The 19,076-nt window shown below is 42.1% G+C and carries 12 protein-coding genes; 8 read left to right on the top strand and 4 right to left on the bottom strand.

Annotated features, from left to right (window positions below; all coding sequences use genetic code 11):
* The first annotated feature begins 104 nt into the window (after positions 1–104).
* Both P3L47_RS08745 and P3L47_RS08740 read left to right on the top strand, forming a co-directional pair.
* Positions 105–3,215, top strand: a complete 3,111-nt coding sequence (locus P3L47_RS08745; protein ID WP_233577247.1) for a TonB-dependent receptor — start codon at positions 105–107, stop codon at positions 3,213–3,215.
* Between the two features lie 25 nt (positions 3,216–3,240).
* Positions 3,241–4,893, top strand: coding sequence for a RagB/SusD family nutrient uptake outer membrane protein (locus P3L47_RS08740; protein ID WP_277783355.1), 1,653 nt, complete (start codon positions 3,241–3,243; stop codon positions 4,891–4,893).
* A gap of 58 nt (positions 4,894–4,951) precedes the next feature.
* Here P3L47_RS08740 and P3L47_RS08735 read toward each other — a convergent pair whose 3' ends face one another.
* The 3 genes from P3L47_RS08735 to P3L47_RS08725 are packed head-to-tail and all read right to left on the bottom strand — an operon-like array spanning position 4,952 to position 8,063.
* On the bottom strand, positions 4,952–6,217 hold the full coding sequence (locus P3L47_RS08735) for an LVIVD repeat-containing protein (RefSeq protein ID WP_277783354.1): 1,266 nt from the start codon (positions 6,215–6,217) through the stop codon (positions 4,952–4,954).
* Positions 6,218–6,256: 39 nt separating this feature from the next.
* A complete protein-coding gene (locus P3L47_RS08730; protein ID WP_277783353.1) occupies positions 6,257–7,531 on the bottom strand; it encodes an outer membrane beta-barrel protein in 1,275 nt (424 codons plus the stop codon).
* A complete protein-coding gene (locus P3L47_RS08725; protein WP_122363191.1) occupies positions 7,515–8,063 on the bottom strand; it encodes an RNA polymerase sigma factor in 549 nt (182 codons plus the stop codon). The genes P3L47_RS08730 and P3L47_RS08725 overlap by 17 nt, the downstream gene beginning before the upstream one ends.
* A 192-nt stretch (positions 8,064–8,255) precedes the next feature.
* Here P3L47_RS08725 and P3L47_RS08720 point away from each other — a divergent pair, with 192 nt between their 5' ends.
* Positions 8,256–9,080, top strand: a complete 825-nt coding sequence (locus P3L47_RS08720) for a hypothetical protein (RefSeq protein WP_277783352.1) — start codon at positions 8,256–8,258, stop codon at positions 9,078–9,080.
* Position 9,081: 1 nt separating this feature from the next.
* Here P3L47_RS08720 and P3L47_RS08715 read toward each other — a convergent pair whose 3' ends face one another.
* Complete coding sequence (locus P3L47_RS08715) at positions 9,082–9,825, bottom strand: SDR family NAD(P)-dependent oxidoreductase (RefSeq protein ID WP_122363189.1); 744 nt, start codon at positions 9,823–9,825, stop codon at positions 9,082–9,084.
* 115 nt (positions 9,826–9,940) lie between these two features.
* Here P3L47_RS08715 and P3L47_RS08710 point away from each other — a divergent pair, with 115 nt between their 5' ends.
* The 5 genes from P3L47_RS08710 to P3L47_RS08690 all read left to right on the top strand — a co-directional run bounded on the left by P3L47_RS08710 (position 9,941) and on the right by P3L47_RS08690 (position 19,053).
* Positions 9,941–10,828 (top strand): AraC family transcriptional regulator, encoded by an 888-nt coding sequence (locus tag P3L47_RS08710; RefSeq protein ID WP_122363188.1) that lies wholly within the window; start codon positions 9,941–9,943, stop codon positions 10,826–10,828.
* A 63-nt stretch (positions 10,829–10,891) separates the two neighbouring features.
* Positions 10,892–11,926, top strand: a complete 1,035-nt coding sequence (locus tag P3L47_RS08705) for an endonuclease/exonuclease/phosphatase family protein (protein WP_122363187.1) — start codon at positions 10,892–10,894, stop codon at positions 11,924–11,926.
* 527 nt (positions 11,927–12,453) lie between these two features.
* The gene (locus P3L47_RS08700; protein WP_122363186.1) at positions 12,454–15,519 is read left to right on the top strand and encodes a SusC/RagA family TonB-linked outer membrane protein; all 3,066 of its coding nucleotides are present in this window, start codon (positions 12,454–12,456) and stop codon (positions 15,517–15,519) included.
* A gap of 22 nt (positions 15,520–15,541) precedes the next feature.
* A complete protein-coding gene (locus P3L47_RS08695) occupies positions 15,542–17,197 on the top strand; it encodes a RagB/SusD family nutrient uptake outer membrane protein (RefSeq protein WP_158585913.1) in 1,656 nt (551 codons plus the stop codon).
* Positions 17,198–17,262: 65 nt separating this feature from the next.
* On the top strand, positions 17,263–19,053 hold the full coding sequence (locus P3L47_RS08690) for an aryl-sulfate sulfotransferase (RefSeq protein ID WP_277783351.1): 1,791 nt from the start codon (positions 17,263–17,265) through the stop codon (positions 19,051–19,053).
* Positions 19,054–19,076 lie beyond the last annotated feature (23 nt).

Raw genomic sequence — 19,076 nt, 5'->3', positions numbered from 1 at the left:
TTTTACTTAACTGCTTCCTGTTAGCAGTTTCATTCAATGCTTTCGCATTTGAATCCGTTTTTATACAAAATTACACCTTGAATCTATCTTTCAAAAATGCAAGGATGGAACAAATTCTGGATGCAATCTCGGAACAATCCGGAATCAAGATTGCTTACAGTACTGCTGAATTAGCCACAAGTAAAAGTGTGTCCGTAAACATCAAAACTTCTGACATAAAAGAAGCATTATTGGCTGTACTTGGTGACGGTTACACATTCAAGCAGATCGACAATTACATTGCTATTGCAAAAAAAACGAAAGAAGAAATGCAATCGGCCATCGCCAGTCAGGCAGATGACAGATCCTGGACAATCCAAGGTCAGGTATTGGAAAATTCAGAACCACCTTTCCCTTTGGCAGGCGTTAATATTTCCATCAAAGGCACTAAACTGGGAACGATCAGTGACCAGAATGGATATTTCTCCGTCAAAGCGAAACGAGGAGATGTACTTATCTTCAATTTCTTAGGATTTAAAGAATATGAATATGTTGTATCACGTGCAATCAGTAACCTGAGTGTCTCTTTAAGTGAAGATGTTGAAACATTAGATGAAATTGTCGTTACCGGTTTCTCAGAAGAAAAGAAATTAAATACCATTTCATCCGTTGCATCCCTGGATATTGATAAAAACCTGTCGACAAAGCCGATCACCTCACTTTCTCAGTCATTACAAGGAGGCATTACAGGTTTGAGTGTTACACAAAGTTCAGGTCTGCCGGGCGCCGATGCGGCAACCATTAAAATTCGCGGTATATCTTCTTTGACTTCAGACAGTGATCCGTTGGTGTTGGTAGATGGTATCCCCATGGATATGAATAATCTGGACCCTAATACGATCGAAAGCGTCACCGTTTTAAAGGACGCGGCGGCGGCAGCCATCTACGGAGCACGTGCTGCAAATGGGGTAATCGTAGTAAAAACAAAACGTGGTACTCCCGGTAAGGTAAATGTTTCCTATAACGGCTATTTCGGTATTCAGAAAGCCACTTATTTACCTGAATTCATCGACGGAGCCGGATACATGGAAATGTTGAATGCAGCCAATATCAATATCGGAGGCGATCCTATTTATTCACAGGAGGATATCGATAATACCCGCAAAGGTGTAGATCCTGTTAAATATCCGAATGTAGACTGGGCCGATTTTCTATTTAAAGACGGTTCCGTACAAAGCCATTCCGTATCTGTATCAGGAGGTAGTAACCTGGCACGTTTCGCTTTAACTGCCAATTACCTGCAAAATGAAGGTTTAATTGAAAAAGCAAAATCCGACCGTATCAATATACGTGCCAATACATCCGTCAGCCTACTCGATAACCTGTCTGTCAACATGGACTTCAACTCATATCGTACTAACCGACAGGAGCCGATGTACCGGGACGGAAATTATACATCTTCCATTATCGGATACATGTATGGAACGCCTCCCAATACGGTAGCTCGTTATCCAATGAAAGAAGGAAGCGATATCGTTTTCTACGGAAACCGCCCGGAACAGCGTAACCCGGCAGCATTAATAGACCGTGGTGGAGAATTCAAAGCTCTTGAAGATAATGTCAGCATCAATATTGCTCCACGCTGGGAAGTCATCCCTAATTTAGTTTTAAAAGGACAATATTCATATCGCGTAAGTAGTGGTGCCACCAACCGCCAACGGGCAGCTTACAACTTCTTCGATTATACTTCCGGAGCTTTACTGGAAACCTGGAGTTCTATCAATTCTGCCAGTAAAGATCGTTCCAGTTATTATTATATAGGTGCTACAGCTGAATATACATTAGAAAAAAACAAACACCGCTTATTTGCCATAGGCGGATACAATCAGGAATTAACAAATGACGGAGACTGGGACCAATGGTCTATGGTGTCTGTATTTGCCAAAGCTAATTATACATTCGACCGAAGGTTTCTGCTGGAAGGAACTGTTCGTCGCGATGGCTCTTCCCGTTTCGGTCCAGGCAACAAATTCGGAATATTCCCTTCCGTGGCTGCAGGATGGAATGTACACGAAGAGAAATTTATGAAAAAAGCCAAATGGTTGAATGAGTTTAAGCTGAGAGCTTCCTACGGTTTATTGGGTAATGAAAATATCGGTTTATACAAATACCAGGCATTGATAAATTCGTCAAACGGAAATGAAACGACTTATGGAAACCCGGATATTACATGGGAAAAAGTGAATATGCTGAATGTAGGAGCTGATATACGAATATTGAAAGATCTCAGTCTGACATTCGATTATTATAATAAGATCACAACAGACCTGATCATTGAACCGCCCATTTCATATATCGGAGGTATTGAAAAAGTACCGATGAACTCAGGTCAATTAAGAAACCGTGGTTGGGAATTAGATCTTAATTACAACAAACAGTTAACTAAAGATTTCGGTTTCAACATTCACGGTGGCTTATCACAAAATAAAAACAAGATCGAAGAACTGCTAGGAGGTCCTTATGACAATAGTAATACTATAAATACCGTTGGCCACGCACTAAATAGTTTTTATGTCTATCCGACATCAGGATTATTACAAGAAAGCGACTTTACCAAAGATGACAATGGTAATTGGATACCTAAAGAAGGAGTAATAATTTATGACGGACAACAGCCGGGAGATATACATTATATAGATACGAACAAAGATGGTAAAATAACGACTGAAGACCGTGTCATTCGTGGGGACGAACAACCTAAACTAAATTATTTCGCGAACCTGACACTCAACTATAAAAAGTGGTCATTAGAAGTCTTATTTCAGGGTGTTTCCGGTGTAGATGCTTATTATTCAGAGCCATATTCATTCGGATTAAGTACTTCTTCCGACGGACAGACACCTCTTGCCGTACAAACGGATTATTGGACACCGGATAATACCGATGCCCGCTATCCCCGTATTGCCCCGAACTCTACTTATGGAAATAATAACCATCGTTCAGATTTCTGGCATTTCGATGCAAGTTACTGCCGCGTAAAATATATTCAGCTAGGATACTTGTTCGATCAAATGGGATTAAAGAAAATTGGCATATCCAACATTCGTGTATATGTCAATGCCCAAAATCCTTTCACTTTTGCGAAAGAGAAGTTGGTAGACCCGGAGAGCCGTGGCCAAAAAAGTTCGTATCCATTGGTTAAAACCTATTCTATGGGAGTTAGTCTGAATTTCTAATAATAAACCTAATAAATAAAAGATCATGAAAATAAATAATAAAATAGCGACATGGGTATTTACTTCGTTGTTACTCCTATTTTGCAGTTGTTCTGATTTTCTGACAAGAGATCATCCTACAGGGGTTACAGACGATGAATTTTGGAAAACCATGAACGAATGTGAGAGTGCATTAGGTCAGTGTAAAGCATGGCCGAACGGATCTTACTTTACGAGTAATACTGTCACCAATGTCGCATGGATTCATATGGAAGGTATGACGGATAATCAATATTTCCGGTCTAATTTTCAAACGGAAGTAGTCAATCTCGCCAATGGTTCCGCAACCCCAACAACCGGAGGATATATAAGTAAACTATGGGACAAATATTACGAATATATTCGTCGCTGCAACCGTTTTCTTGAGCATGTCGGTGATGCTTATTTCACACTGGAATATGAACGTGAAAGAATGATTGCGGATGTTCGTGTATGGCGTGCCTGGTATCATATGCAATTACTTTTATGGTACGGTCGCCATGACGGTATACCTATCCTTGAGAAGTCGTTAACTCCAAACGAAAATTTTATAGCCCGTAATAGTGTACAGGAATGTCTCGACTTTTTGAACAAAGAATTCGACGCAGTGATTAGTATTACCGATGACAATGTATGCCCTTTTATTTGGGATGAAGGACGCCGCGCCCGCATGTCCCGATCATCGGCTCTTGCTTTGAAAATGGATCTGAATTTACAATTCAAACAATACGATATTGCAAAGGCTGCCGCTAAACAACTGATCGACTCAGGTGTATTTGAATTATATTATACAGAATCTACAGATAATGCTCCGGAGAAAAACTATCGTGATTTATTCAACTATGTAGGAAAACAGAATAAAGAGCGTATCATTTTCACCTCAAACGGTCTGAATCAATATTGGTTCCGTTGTATCAGCATGTCTTTAGGGGGGCAGGGAACCTGCGGTGTTTTAAAATCATTCGTTGACGAATTTGAGACAATAGACGGAAAAACAATCCAGTCATTGCCGGCCAACGAACGTACTGAATACGAAAAAAATCCGCTCTTCAAGCAACGTGATCCCCGCTTACATGCTACAGTGATGATGCCCGGAGATAGCACATCTTTTGCCAATTACACCTACACTCCGTTCGATGTGAACAGTAGTGATTACTACACAAAAACAGGAGCCCCGGCTTCCGGTTATATGTTGAAAAAGTTTGCCAGCGAACAAGACCGTGCCAGTGGACGCGGTAGTCTGGACTTCATGTTATACCGTTATGCAGAAGTATTATTGACGTATGTCGAATGTCTGGTTGAAAGTGGAGATTGGCAAAATCCGGAGGTAGAAAAATACATCAATATGATCCGTAACCGTGCCGGAATGCCCAACATGGACAAAACGATTTATAATACGCAAGAAAAAGTTCGTGAGTTATATCGCCGTGAACGTCGTATAGAGTTAGGTTTCGAAGGCAAACGTTACGATGACATCCGCCGTTGGGATATCGGAGCTAAAACAATGTCCGGCCCTATCCAAGGTGCATGGAATCCAAATAGTAATGCATTCGTTACTATCGAGGAACGCAACTGTACATTCCCCAAAAATGATTCCTGGCCTCTCCCTCAGGCAGAAGTTACTTCCAATCCGAACATCAGCCAACCGACAGGCTGGTAAAAATAAAAGCGGAAATCCTGTTAGGGGTTTCCGCTTTCTTTTTTCATTTCTACTCTTTTCACTTCTTCACCGCCAGCTTACTCAGCAACCTGATCTCTTTCAAATTGGAATAATCATACTGGTAAATACCGTCTTCAGCCATCATCATCAAGACATTGTCGTGTGGGATCACATCGTAGCCCTCCATGCCCGAGTAATGGGCCAGGCGGTTAGCCATCAGGGTTTGCGGATCGGCTGCATCATAAATCTTCAGACCATCGTCACACAGGAAAAGTGTACCGTTGTCGATCCCCAACCCTTTGGGTTTTGTCATTGTATACGCAACGATCGGCTGCGGACTTTTTACATTGCTGACATCCAAAATAATCAGTTCATTGGAGTTTTGTCCGCAATTATTGCCGGAATGAACCGTCACATAAGCAATGTCATCTTCCACTACTACCGGATCACAACCATATATATGAGCCATAGCAGACTGGTATTCAGGCTTTACCGGATCTTCAACAGAATAGATCAGCATTCCGGTAGGCGTTCCCATGAACATATAGTCCTTATAACTGAAAATAGTCTCGACATTCCAGCCGACCGGAACAGTTTCTGCAGCAACCACCGGTTCCGCGCCGGAAAGATCGAAGATATCCATCTGATTATTCAATACGACATACAGATAATCCTTATAAAGTCCGAAACGGGACATCGAACCGTTCACACCTGTAGAAGAACTGCCACTACTATTTCCGGGGCTTGTCGCCATATCATTACAATAGAGTTCATCTTTATAATATTCATAGGTTTTCGTCACCTCTTCCTGCGTCCAGCCAACAACAATCCCCTTAGCCCTTCCGGCCTCAGAAAAAACTTCAGAATCGATTATGCCTTCTTCAATCGGCGGATAACTCTGAGGAAACACATTTTCCAGCCGGCTCTTCAACGCCGGTACTGCCGGATTACTGATATCAAACCATACCAGGTCGACATACGAATCGGCATACAACAAATCATTACGGATAGCCAGGTCGGCATTTCCCAACAATTCAATAAAACCGACCACAGCCGGTGACGAAGGATTCCGGTTATCGATAATATGGATTCCCTTTCCAGGCTCCGACATATACAGATAACCGTCATAGAAACAGATCTTTCCCTGCTGCGTAATTTCTTCCGGTTGCGTAGTTACTTTCACAGAGGAACGAAAGATATCGGACGACATGTATACAGGCTTATTCACGGTATAAGTAACTGTCTCCCTTACTTTCATATCATCGTTACATCCGCAAAGCAGACAGATCAACAACACACAAAACCAACTCACTCGTTTTTTCATATTCAATAAATTTAGAGGATTAATATGCTAATTTTTTATTTAAAAATCAAAACGGACACCGGCACCGAGTCCGACAATCACAGAATGTTCCGTGCGGATACTCACCGGCTGATCATTATCAAAGTAATGGGAAATACGTGGTTCGAAATAAAAATTCCAATCCTTGTAAAAACGATAGGAAACACCGGCAGAAACATTCAACGACCACTGCAAACCGCTTATGCCTCTTTTGTCTACCAGGTTATTCATCTCCATCTGCCAAAAACGTGACTCCGTCTGTTTCGCCCTCAACCCTTTTTCCATCATGACACCACCTGTCAGATAGATTTTCCAGCGTGAATTTTGCCAAAGAGATACCACCAGATTGACCGGGATACCCAGATAATGAAGTTCCAGATGCGACTTATACTGAACCTCATCCCATTTGGACAGATTAGAAGCCAGATAAGTATATACCAGTCCGGTTTCCAAACCAATATACCGGTTAAAATCCCGGCGAATCGTCAGTCCGAAAGATAAAGGAAGCGCCACATCCACATTACTATATTCTGAAGGAGATAATACCCCTGAAGCATTAAGTGCAGCAGGCCGGGCTGGTGAAGAGTAAATTATACCTCCGTCAGAGACATTATTACTAGGATCCTGCACCATATCATAATCAGTCCCCAAGCCTAACGAGACATGCCCTCCGGTTCCGAATCCGGCATTTACAGACCATTTTCCTGCCACTTTCTTATTCTTACCGGCAGAAGAATATGCGTGTTTTTCCGACTTATAGCTGTACAAATCCGGGGAAGCCGCTTTCTTTCTGTCTTCAGCCGGCTGAACTGTTTTTTCCGGTTCTTCTATATTCACAACATCTGTTGCATTCACCATATCCTCAGTACCTTCAGATACTTCCGGTATCTCTTTTTCCTGCATCTGAGGGGACTTCTCCGGAATAACGGCAGCAATCAATTTCTTTGCCGGAACAGGTCGCTCCACTGGTAAAACTGTTTTTTCCGTATCATCTTGCGGAGTTGCCGGATGTACCTCCTCTTCATCATAAGTGACAGCCACCGGTAATTCCGGACCTCCATCGGGAGCTTCTCCTGCCCGAAAAGGCGAAAACAAAAACAAGATTGCAATAACAGCGGCAGCCACAGAACTTCCCGCCCACCACAGCCATGTCTGTCTGCGGGGCTTCATACGAGGCTCGATTTCTTCCCAGCAAAAGTCATCCACAGGTAACCGGTGGTCTTCCAGTTTCCGCTTCATGAATTCGCTGAAATCATCCAATTGTTCCCTATGATCCGTATCACTGCGCATTTTCATGCTTGATTAATGATTGAACACTTTTCTGTAACACTTTCCGCGCCCGAATAAACTGCGTCCGCGAGGTTACTTCACTTATATGCAGCATTTCTGCTATTTCACTATGAGAATATCCTTCTATAGCATAGAGGTTGAATACCGTCCGATAACCATTTGGCAAACGGGCAATACAAGCGTGCAGGTCATCGGCTGACAAACGTTCTAACGCCGACACATCCACCTCATCCGCCAGCTCCCCGCAGTCATCGAAATTAACACTTAACCGGATCGCATCATTTTTTCTCAGATATTCAAGAGCTGTCGTGACGAACACCCTGCGAACCCAACCGGGAAACGCACCGCTTCCCGCATAGCTCCCTATTTTTGTGAATATCTTGATAAAACCATCCTGCAACAAGTCGCGGGCTGTTTCCCTGTTATTGACATATCGCATGCACACACTCATCATGGCAGGAGCATACAGCTCGTATAACTCCTTACGAGCCCATGACTCCCCGCGTTTGCATCCGGCAATTAACAGTTGTTCGTCCATAGGTAATATTACTCTCTATCTCTATGATGAAAATGGTCCTTCCAATGTTGCAAGCAGACAGAGAATTTTGAAAATATTTTTTACAAGACTTAAATATAAGCCATTTTCCACTATTTTAAGTAAAATCAAGAAGAATAAATAGCTTATTTTAAGCAAATAATCTATCTTAGCGACAATAAAATGATGTTGTGTATGAAGCGGGGATATTTTATAATAATAGCACTATTGGCGTGTGTATCGTACGGGCATGCGCAGTCAGTATTTGACTTTGTTTTGAATCGTGAAGGGAAAATTACAGCCGTCCCTAAGTTTAGAACGCTCGATTTCAATATTCCGGAGTATTCCTACAAAACTTATACTCCTTCCAGACTCACCGAGTTGGAAAAGAAGCTCAGGGAATTTACCCCCGACTTTCCTCCCCAGGTAGACGAGCGTCCGATGGATATGCAAGTGTTGTCTCTTGCTTACCGTCCTTTCTTTAATGTATTTGCTCCGATGATACGGCGTGTATCGCCGATGGCATTCGATTTCCAGGAGTTTTCATTCACTCCAATCAGCGAGACCACCGGTGTGCTGACAGTCGGTGAACAATATACCTGGCCCGGTGCAGGAGGTCTGACCCAGATCAGTTCATCGTTGGTATGGCAGCAGGATCGCTGGACATTGACGGGAGGAGCCTTTGCCGGACGCTATTTCACACCATTCAATCCCAGCCCCGACTTTATGGGGGGATTCAATGCGACTGCCAGTTATGAGGCAACCGATTGGCTGACTCTCAGAAGTTGGGCACAATATACCTTTTACGAGAAAAAAGAACGGAGCAATCCGCAAATGCTGTTGAATCCGTTTTATAATCATACGAGCGTAGGTGGTGCTTTCGAATTCAAAGTGAAAGAGGATATCGGCATCGGTATAGGTGTAAACTTCGAATACAATCCGTGGAACAAACGGATGGATCCCCAGTTCCTCATCTACCCTGCATTAAAAAACAAAAATATAAGAATCGGGTTCAATTGATTTATTCTTCGTAGATCATCTTTTTTGTCATTCCCCCGTCGATAACGATGTTCTGCCCGTTGATGAAATCATTTTCAGGGGCAGCCAGGAAAAGACAGGCGCTTGCAATGTCGGAAGGACGGCCTACACGGCCGGAAGGATGTTGTTTGTGGTCGGTCGGTTTCAACAAACGGTAGTCTTCGTTTTGTATCCAACCGGGACTGATACAGTTTACTGTAATATTATAATCACTGAACGAAAGCGCCAAGGCATGCGTCAGGGAAACAATTCCACCTTTGGAAGCGGCATATCCCTCCGAGCCCGGTTCACTCTGCAGATAACGGGAAGAAGCAATATTGATGATCCGTCCGTAACGTTTCTTTCCTTCCTCATTGTTCCGGTGAATAGCCAGTGCACGTGAAGTTATAAACACCGGCCGCAGGTTTGTTGATAGTATCCTGTCGAACTGTTCAATACTTGTATCGACCAATGGGGAAAACTCACTGATCCCCACATTGTTAACAATCACATCCACATCTCCCCACATGTTGATAAGTCTGTTGATAACTTCTTGAAGAGCTACCGAATCACTGGCATCGGTTTGAAAATACTGAACAAAAGTAGGCAATAAATCACAAAGACGCAAGGCTGCCTTCTCATCCGTATCACAAAAAGCGACCCGCGCTCCCACATTACAAAATGCAGTAACAATAGCAGCACCAATACCCTTAGCACCACCCGTGACAAATACTCTCTTACCGTCCATACTCTGTTTTGTGTCTGATTATCTGCCGCAAAGATAACAAAAGACTCTTGTAAAACTGTTGTAACAGGAATAAATAAAAACTTTGATTATATTTGCAAACAGAAATATAAAAAGTATGATTGGAACCGAATTATTTAAAGAAGTATCTCCGTTATCTTCGAAAGACTGTTTCATCGTAATAGAGCGCCTTAAATCAACATTCAATTTTCCCATTCATGTACATCCTGAATATGAATTGAATTTTATTGAACATGCGAAAGGAGCCCAACGTATTGTAGGAGACTCCGTTGAAACGATCAGTGACGACGAACTAGTATTAGTAACTAACCCGACATTGGAACATGCCTGGGTCAATCACGAATGCAAATCACAAGCTATCCATGAAATAACCATCCAGTTCCACCGCTCGTCCCTTCCGGAAGAGCTGTTGGAAAGGAACCAGTTTCAAAGTATAAAAACCCTCTTCGAACGTGCTCAGAAAGGGGTTGCTTTCGGCACACAGGCTATAGACAAAGTACGTCCGTTACTGAAAACCATCACCTGCGAGACAGATGGTTTCTACTCAGTCATGAAACTGCTTATGATTTTGCATGAATTGTCTTTATCGGAAGATATCCGGGAACTGGCCAGTCATTCTTTCATTCGTCAGGAAAGAGCTCATGATGAAGATTTACGTATTCGAAAAGTAATCGACTACCTGAATAAAAACTATGACAAACAAGTACGCCTGTCTGATGTAGCTGAACTGATCAATATGAGTGAACCTTCTTTCTGCCGGTATATCAAACAACGTACTTCCAAAAGCTTTGTCGATTTCCTGACAGATATACGCCTGGGATTTGCCATCCGGGCTCTTATCGATTCACCGCAATCGGTCGCAGAGATCGGATACGCATGCGGCTTCAATAACCTGTCAAATTTTAATCGTATATTCAAAAAGAAAAAAGGAATGCCGCCGACAGAGTTCAGAGAGAACTATAGAAAAAAGAAGGTGATTGTTTAGTTCCGCTTAAAAAATTGGCTAATTTCGCAGGACTAAAAAAATCTCATAAAAAACACAGCTATCATGAAAAATGGGTTATTTACAACACTATTGTTGTTAATTATCATCAGTTGTTCTGCTTGTCAGAAAACTGAAACATTCAAAGTCCTCCAATTTAATATCTGGCAGGAAGGGACCGTAGTAGAAAATGGGTTTGATGCAGTAGCCGATGAAATTGTCCGCAGCGACGCAGACTTTGTGACGTTGAGCGAAGTCAGAAACTATCACAATACCCGCTTTTGTGACAGAATCGTTGAAGCCCTGAAGAAACGCGGACAAACTTATTATTCTTTCTATACGGAAGATTCCGGTTTATTAAGCCGCTATCCGATTAGCGACAGTAGTACGGTTTACCCTTTAAATGATGACAGAGGCAGCATCTACCGTTTAGTCACAAAGAAAGGTAATCAGGAATTTGCCGTTTACACAGCACACCTTGATTATCGTAACTGTGCTTATTATGATGCCCGCGGATACGACGGTAATAACTGGGATAAAATAGAACCGGTCAGCAACCTGGATTCTTTATTGATCCTGAATCGTGCATCCGTCAGAGATGACGCTATTGCCCGCTTTGTAAATGAAGCAGAAAAAGACAAAGCTGCCGGACGTATTGTTATTCTTGGAGGCGATTTTAATGAGCCTTCACACCTGGACTGGACAGAAGCGACCAAAGATATGCGTGACCATTACGGTCTTGTCGTTCCCTGGGATGTATCCGTTATGCTCGAAAAAGCCGGCTTCAAAGATTCTTATCGCGAAAAATATCCCGATCCGGTTACCCATCCGGGATTTACCTGTCCGGCAGACTGTCCGGATATCGCATTGAAAAAACTGGTCTGGTCACCTGAAGCGGACGATCGGGATCGTATCGACTTCATTATGTATACACCTCACAACGGGTTGAGTCTGACAGATGTAACGATTATCGGACCTAAGGGGGATATCCTTCGCGGAGAACGTGTTACAGAAGAAACAGCCGATCCGATCATTCTTCCGGCAGGAATCTGGCCAACCGACCATAAAGCAGTTTTAGCAACATTCCAATTAGTCAAATAACAGAATTATTAATCTGTTAACAGAATTCAGCCTCCTCATCTGATATGCATATATCAAATGGGGAGATTTCATTTTTGACAAAGTTTCATCAGTCAAACAATATTTCTATCCATTTGATACGTTAAAAAACATTACCCGCAGAGGTAATTCTATTTACACGGTATACTAATTCCAATTTCATGCTACACTAATATCATTTTGACAATTCTATTTTTGTAAATGGGAATGATAATCAATGAGAAAGTCTTCCATCACAAAGTGCCCAAAATTAACACATGTTATAAAACACAATACAAATTTATCACAAACTAATAAGATTTTGACATTCCACTCACTTCAATCGCCCCCTCTGATGAAATATTATCATACTATTTTCGACGAAAAAGACTCTCTATAGAGCTTGTATACCTCTCAATAATTGATCAAGATTCATTATATGTCGCAAAAATTCTACTTGATTTCCCCTCCTCCGACACCTTACCTTTGCATCAGATGAAAATACACAAATTAATCTTTAAACAAACATTATGAACAGAAAACTAGCTTTCTCATTATTGCTAGGTGCTTTCACACTCTCAAGTTGGGCACAACAAGCAATGACCGTAAAAGGTACGGTAAAAGACTCGGAGAACAATCCGGTCATCGGAGCAACAGTTGTTATTAAAGGAACCACACAAGGTACAACAACCGATATTGATGGTAACTACTCTATCAGTGTGTCCCCTGGGCAAGTTCTTGAATTCTCTTTTGTCGGTATGCAAGCTTCTACTGTAGCTGTTAACAACCAGAATGTCATTAATGTTACAATGGCAGAAGGCGAACAACTGGATGAAGTTGTAGTTATCGGTTACGGTACAGTAAAGAAAAAAGATTTAACAGGTGCTGTAGCCTCTGTTTCAGGAAAAGAGTTACAGGCAGGTTTGGCACGTAATGCCTCTTCCGCATTACAGGGACGTATTGCAGGTGTAACAGTTTCCGCCGCGAATGGTCAACCGGGTGAAGGAATGAACATCAATATCCGCGGTGTCAATTCTTTGAGCAAATCTTCTCCATTATATGTAATTGACGGTGTATATGGTGATATCAATATGGTAGAACCATCCGACATCCAGTCAATCGATGTATTGAAAGACGCATCTGCAGCTGCTATTTACGGTTCACGTGCTGCAAACGGTGTTGTATTGATCACGACAAAAGGCGGACACAAGGAAATGCCGACCCGCGTAGATGTAAATGCTTATACCGGTGTACAGAAAATGATGCGCAAAATAGATGTACTCGACGGAAATCAATTCCGCGATTACTGCAAATTGAATAACATAGCACAAGACCAGCCGTTACTTACCGGTTGGAACGGAAAAGGAACTGACTGGCAGGATGAATTATATCGCACGGCTGCTGTAAACAAAGTATCAATGAATATCTCAGGCGGTAACAAAACATCTACGTTCAATGTTTCTGCCAGTTACTTGAATCAGGAAGGTATCGTAAAGACTACCGGTTATGAAGCCTGGAACTTACGTGCTAAAAATGACTTCTCATTCTTCAACAACCACCTTCGTGTAGGTAGCACGATCATGATGAAAATATGGGATCAGGATTATGACGATATCAGCTTTAACTCTGCATTACGTGCGGTTCCGGTTATGTCGGTATATGATGACGGCACCAACGAAAGCAATCAGGATTATAGAGGGCATTGGGGTACTGTTCCAGCTTGGGCACGCCAGATTGACAACCCAGTCGGTTATGTAGAAGCTTACGATCGTCAAAAACATGGTATAGACCTGTTGGTCAATGCTTTCGCTGAAGTCGACTTAGGATTGAAAGGCCTGAAATATAAATTTAATGTCGGTATAGACAAAACAACACGAAGAAGCTATGACTTCATTGAACCATATTATTTCAGTTCTTCCAGCAAAAACATGGATAACAGTTTAGCAGAAGGTACTACATGGGGTGACAGATGGCTACTTGAAAATACATTGCATTACGATAATACATTCGGAAAACATACTGTCTCCGGATTGTTAGGTTACTCTGCTCAAAAAGATAACTCCCGTGGTTTCAATGCAAAACGTACCGGTATGCCTGACGGAATCAGAGTGATTGGAGCCGGTTTGGCAAGTTCCAGTACAGCCGGTGGTAGTCAAACAACCAGTACATTGGTTTCTTTATTCGCCCGTGCAATGTATAGCTACGATTCACGTTACATAATTTCAGCCTCTATTCGCCGGGATGGTTCTTCCCGTTTTGTCGACGGTCACCGTTACGGTACTTTCCCATCGGCATCAGTAGGCTGGAATATCATGAACGAACCGTTCTTCGAGTCAGCAAAGAATACTGTAAACGAATTAAAGCTACGTGCCAGCTACGGTGTTTTAGGTAACATAAACGGTATCGACGAATATCAGACACAAAGTACTATTAAAGACGGCTTCAACTATGTACAAGGAGGAAACTGGTGGGTAGGCCAAATCACTAATTCAGAATGGGTAACTCCGCCGGAAACAACCTGGGAAAAAACAAAGACAACCAATATCGGTGTGGATGCATCATTCCTGAACAGCCGTTTTAGTGTAACTGCCGATTACTTTATTCAGAAAACAGATGGCCTGTTGATGAGTGTTAATCAAGCACCCAGCGGTGGTATGAGCAGCGCACCCGTTATGAACGCAGCTTTACTTGAAAATAAAGGTTTTGAACTTTCATTAAACCACCGTAACACAGTAGGCGAATTCTATTATTCAGTAGGTCTGAACCTTTCTCACATCAAAAATAACCTGAAAGAGATCCAAACTGTTACAAAACAGGAAATTTCAGGTTTCAACCCAAATGGCGGAGGTACAATTACCTGGGCTAAGGAAGGTAAGCCTATCGGGTCATTCTACCTGATCAAAACAGACGGAATTTTCCAGAGTGAAGAAGAAATCCGCAACTATACCAATGCGGAAGGTACAATTATCCAGCCGAAGGCTAAACCGGGCGATATTAAATTTATCGATTATAACGGTGACGGACAGATCAACGCCAGCGACCAGCAGTATTGTGGAAATCCGTTCCCAAAATTGAATATGGGTTTAAGCCTTACCGGAGCTTATAAAGGCATTGACCTTAGCTTGTTCTTTGATGGAACTTTTGGTAACAAAGTATTTAACTCCATGCGTTACGGAACTTCTTATATGCAAAACGGTACAACCAACGTTTCTACAGATGTATTAAACGAGTGGCGTGAAGATAACCGTAATACTGATATGCCACGTTACACTGCAGACGATGAAAACAAGAACAACCAGGCTATCTCCGATCGTTGGTTGGAAAACGGCTCTTTCTTCCGTCTGAAAACATTGGAACTGGGCTATACACTGCCGAAAATGTGGACAGAAAAGATCAAATTGCAGAATGTACGTATTTACACAGCAATGGAAAACCTCTTTATGGCAACGAAGTACAAAGGCTATAATCCTGACCTGGGCTCAAATGGCGGAGCAGGTACAGACAGTGAAGATACCAGTGTTATGAGCCGTGGTTGTGACCATGGTCGTTATCCGACCCCCCGTACGTTCACTTTTGGTTTGCAAGTTAATTTCTAACGATTAAAAAGAGATGTATTTTATGAAAACAACTAAGATAAAAAATTATTTATTGGCATTGGCTGCAAGTTCTGTTCTATGCTCATGCAACGAATCCAACTTTTTGAATGAAGTCAATCCTAACCGTCCCACAGACGCTACATACTGGCAGAGTGCTGATGACCTGGATGCCGCTATAGCAACTGTTTATAACCGAGTTCGCGCCAGTGTCTATGGCTATTACGGAGCATACAACTGTTTTCAGGCCCCTAACAATAGTTTAGCTGACGATATCTATACAACTGTCGGTGAAGAAAAGTTCACATGGGATTATGTTATATTCAATAACTCACCGGAAACAGACGGTAACCCTTGGGATTATTTATACACTGCAATACAACGCTCCAATGTACTCTTGAAAAATACAGGAGAAGACTGCCCCGTAAAAGATGAAATAAAGAATCCTATCCGTGGTGAAGCTTACTTCTTCAGAGGATTTAATTACTATCTGTTAGCGATTAACTATGGCAAGGCTATCATCCGTACGGAACCGGTCATTTCCACATTGGATATAGCAAAAGAAATGTCTTCTGCAGAAGAAGTTTGGGCACAGGCTGAAAACGATCTGAAAAAAGCGATCGAATTATTACCCGAAAGCCGTCCCGCTACTGAAAACGGACGTGTAACCAAAGGGGCTGCTATTGCTTTCCTTGGAAAGAGTTATCTGTTCCAGAAGAAATATGCAGATGCAAAAACAGAATTAGGAAAACTGATGCAGGCTCCTTATTCATACGATTTGATGGAAGATTATGCTGACAACTTCCGCGATGATACTGAATTTAATAAAGAATCTATCTTTGAATTGAACTACGACCAGTTCGGTGACGAATCCGGACGTTGGAACAGCGGTGAAGGTACAGATGCCAACATGGGTAATGTATTGGCCAACTTCTTTGGTCCGGACCTGCCTGCCAGTGGTGGTTGGTACAAAATGCAGCCTTCTGCAGCATTAGTAGATGAGTTCATAGCAGAAGAACGTCCTGCAGGATCTGATTCACGTTGGGACAAACGTATGTATACTACAATGTATTTCAAATATTCTGATTATAATGATACAAAAGCTGATGAAACATGGTACAATGATGTTGATTTCGACCCTATGTGGCAAGTTGCTTTAGGTAAAAAATTACTTGGAGGCAAACCTGATTATCCTACTATCGACGGAAAAGAAGGCCGTTTCCTTTTGAAAAAATACAGTGCATGGTGGAGTAAAAGTGGTTGCAGTTTCTATGGAGGTGAAACCACCTGGAGTTCCCGTAAAATGAACTATCGTGTTATGCGTTTTGCTGAAGTATTGCTAATGTATGCAGAAGCATGTGCTCAAACAAATGATATCGCAGGTGCTAATGCTGCACTGAAGCGGGTTCGTGACCGTGCCGGTCTAGCAGAAAAGACATTTGGAAGCCAGGCTGACTTGATGAAAGAAATTCAGCACCAGAATATGCTAGAATTAGTAGAAGAAAGTACACGTTGGTATTATCTGAAACATTGGTTCAATAACGATGAACTGAAAGCGTTCCTGGTTGACCAAAAAACACAGGGAGGCGCCAGCTTCACTGCTAAATACCGTTGGCTGCCTGTTCCTTTCCAGGAAATGAACAACAACAGTCTTTGTACTCAGACTGAAGGTTGGGAATAAATAATTAATAATACAAAAAAGGGAGAGAGTAAACCCTCTCCCTTTTTTCTTAAATCACCACTCCTATGAAACTCACTAAATACTTATTTACAGCTATAGTAATGCTCACTTGTCTTTCAGGATGTGACGAGGAAGAAACGATTATCAATACTAGTGGAGAGACTTCAAAAATACAAACATTTATTGAAGAGGGCAGTTTGTTAAAAGACATTGCCCACAATGATAACAATTACACGCTTACTTTTGAAACCGGGAGTATAGATATCCCAACCGACATCGTAGAGTCGGTCAACGAAAACTACGAGAAATGGAACACCGTTCTGACATTTAACAACAAGCAAGAAATTTCGATTCCTACTTTAGGGAAAAATATAAATAATGCGATTCAGACAGTCAAACTGAACCCATCCGGATATAATCCTTTGGCGGCTAATATATTTGCTGCCTTTCCGGTAAAAGGCCGTGCCAAAATTATCGTTCACGGTAAAGAAGGCAGCCACGGTACCATTGAATATCTTTTCAGTAATTATGGAGAAAACCAGAATCTGACCATTTTGGGATTATATCCGGATTATGAAAATACGATTAGCATTGTTATGACAGATAAAAACGGGAATGAACGCGCCCGCACACAGACGACAATAAAAACAAGCCCGTTGAATATCACAGCACTTCCAAGTTATATTAAAGTTAAGAAGGCTTTAATCGATAAAATGGAGCCGGGAATGGTCTTACTGAATGACCCGGGAGCAAGTGAAGCCGATACTTCATGCCCTTACATGCTGGATGCTGACGGAGAGATTCGTTGGGTATTGGACTGGCGCACCTCTCCGGATCTGTTACACATCGGAGCCCAATGCGGATTACACCGGTTGGAGAATGGTAATTATCTAGTTGGAGATGCAAACAATTACCAGGTAGCCGAAGTCAATATTCTGGGTGAAGTGGTCAGAAAATGGGATTTAAAAGCATTAGGATATAACTTTCATCATGAAGCGGTCATAGGAGAAAACGGCAAATTGTTAGTAGCCGTTACAAAAATGGATGCCACCTTAAATACAGGCCAGTCACGTATCTATGACCACGTTATTGAGATAAGCCCGAATGAAGGTACAATTACTCAGGCATGGGATCTGGCACAAATACTGGATTCAGCTCGTTATGCAGCAACAGATCCATCTTTGCCGGGAGCATCTTTCGGACAGACACAAGGTAACTGGGCGCATCACAATGCTGTACAATATTGGGGCGATGATATATTCGCATCTGCCCGCTTTCAGGGTGTTTTTAAATACCATAGAAATGGTGAATTAGCATGGATCATCAGTCCGCATAAAAACTGGCGTCCAGAATATAACAAGTATTTATTAAAGCCTTTAGATAAAAACGGTAATGAAATAACAGATCCACAAGTCATAAGCGGAGAAAAAAGCAGTCCGGATTTTGACTGGCCCTGGGGACAACATACACCTGTCATTATGCCGAATGGCCATATACTTGTTTTCGACAATGGTTACGCCCGCAATTATATATCAAAAGTATTCACCGAGCCTGGCCAATACAGTCGTATTGTCGAATATGAAGTTGACGAAACGAACAAGACAGTCAGACAGGTTTGGTCGTACGGAAGTGAACGGGAGGATTGTTATGCCGCTGCCATGTCGTCCGTACAATATTTACCGGAAACAAAACATGTTCTTTTCTGCCCGGGTATGGGAAACAAATTAAGCAATGGTACATATGGAGGACATATTATAGAAATTGATCCGCAAACAAATGAAATAGTTTTCGAGATGGAAATATGTACTAATTTCCATCGGGGTACTCGCCTTAGCCTTTACCCGGAAGGTATGTAACAGTCGAATGAAATTATATAAGC

Source organism: Parabacteroides chongii (assembly GCF_029581355.1).
GTDB classification, from domain to species: domain Bacteria; phylum Bacteroidota; class Bacteroidia; order Bacteroidales; family Tannerellaceae; genus Parabacteroides; species Parabacteroides chongii.
This window is presented reverse-complemented; position numbering and strand designations above follow the sequence as displayed.

What these genes read in the sequence shown, in the direction of transcription:
- P3L47_RS08745 (WP_233577247.1), top strand. Translation starts at nt 105, where the DNA reads ATGGAACAAATTCTGGATGCAATCTCGGAACAATCCGGAATCAAGATT.
- P3L47_RS08740 (WP_277783355.1), top strand. Translation starts at nt 3,241, where the DNA reads ATGAAAATAAATAATAAAATAGCGACATGGGTATTTACTTCGTTGTTA.
- P3L47_RS08735 (WP_277783354.1), bottom strand. Translation starts at nt 6,217, where the DNA reads ATGAAAAAACGAGTGAGTTGGTTTTGTGTGTTGTTGATCTGTCTGCTT.
- P3L47_RS08730 (WP_277783353.1), bottom strand. Translation starts at nt 7,531, where the DNA reads ATGAAAATGCGCAGTGATACGGATCATAGGGAACAATTGGATGATTTC.
- P3L47_RS08725 (WP_122363191.1), bottom strand. Translation starts at nt 8,063, where the DNA reads ATGGACGAACAACTGTTAATTGCCGGATGCAAACGCGGGGAGTCATGG.
- P3L47_RS08720 (WP_277783352.1), top strand. Translation starts at nt 8,256, where the DNA reads ATGAAGCGGGGATATTTTATAATAATAGCACTATTGGCGTGTGTATCG.
- P3L47_RS08715 (WP_122363189.1), bottom strand. Translation starts at nt 9,825, where the DNA reads ATGGACGGTAAGAGAGTATTTGTCACGGGTGGTGCTAAGGGTATTGGT.
- P3L47_RS08710 (WP_122363188.1), top strand. Translation starts at nt 9,941, where the DNA reads ATGATTGGAACCGAATTATTTAAAGAAGTATCTCCGTTATCTTCGAAA.
- P3L47_RS08705 (WP_122363187.1), top strand. Translation starts at nt 10,892, where the DNA reads ATGAAAAATGGGTTATTTACAACACTATTGTTGTTAATTATCATCAGT.
- P3L47_RS08700 (WP_122363186.1), top strand. Translation starts at nt 12,454, where the DNA reads ATGAACAGAAAACTAGCTTTCTCATTATTGCTAGGTGCTTTCACACTC.
- P3L47_RS08695 (WP_158585913.1), top strand. Translation starts at nt 15,542, where the DNA reads ATGAAAACAACTAAGATAAAAAATTATTTATTGGCATTGGCTGCAAGT.
- P3L47_RS08690 (WP_277783351.1), top strand. Translation starts at nt 17,263, where the DNA reads ATGAAACTCACTAAATACTTATTTACAGCTATAGTAATGCTCACTTGT.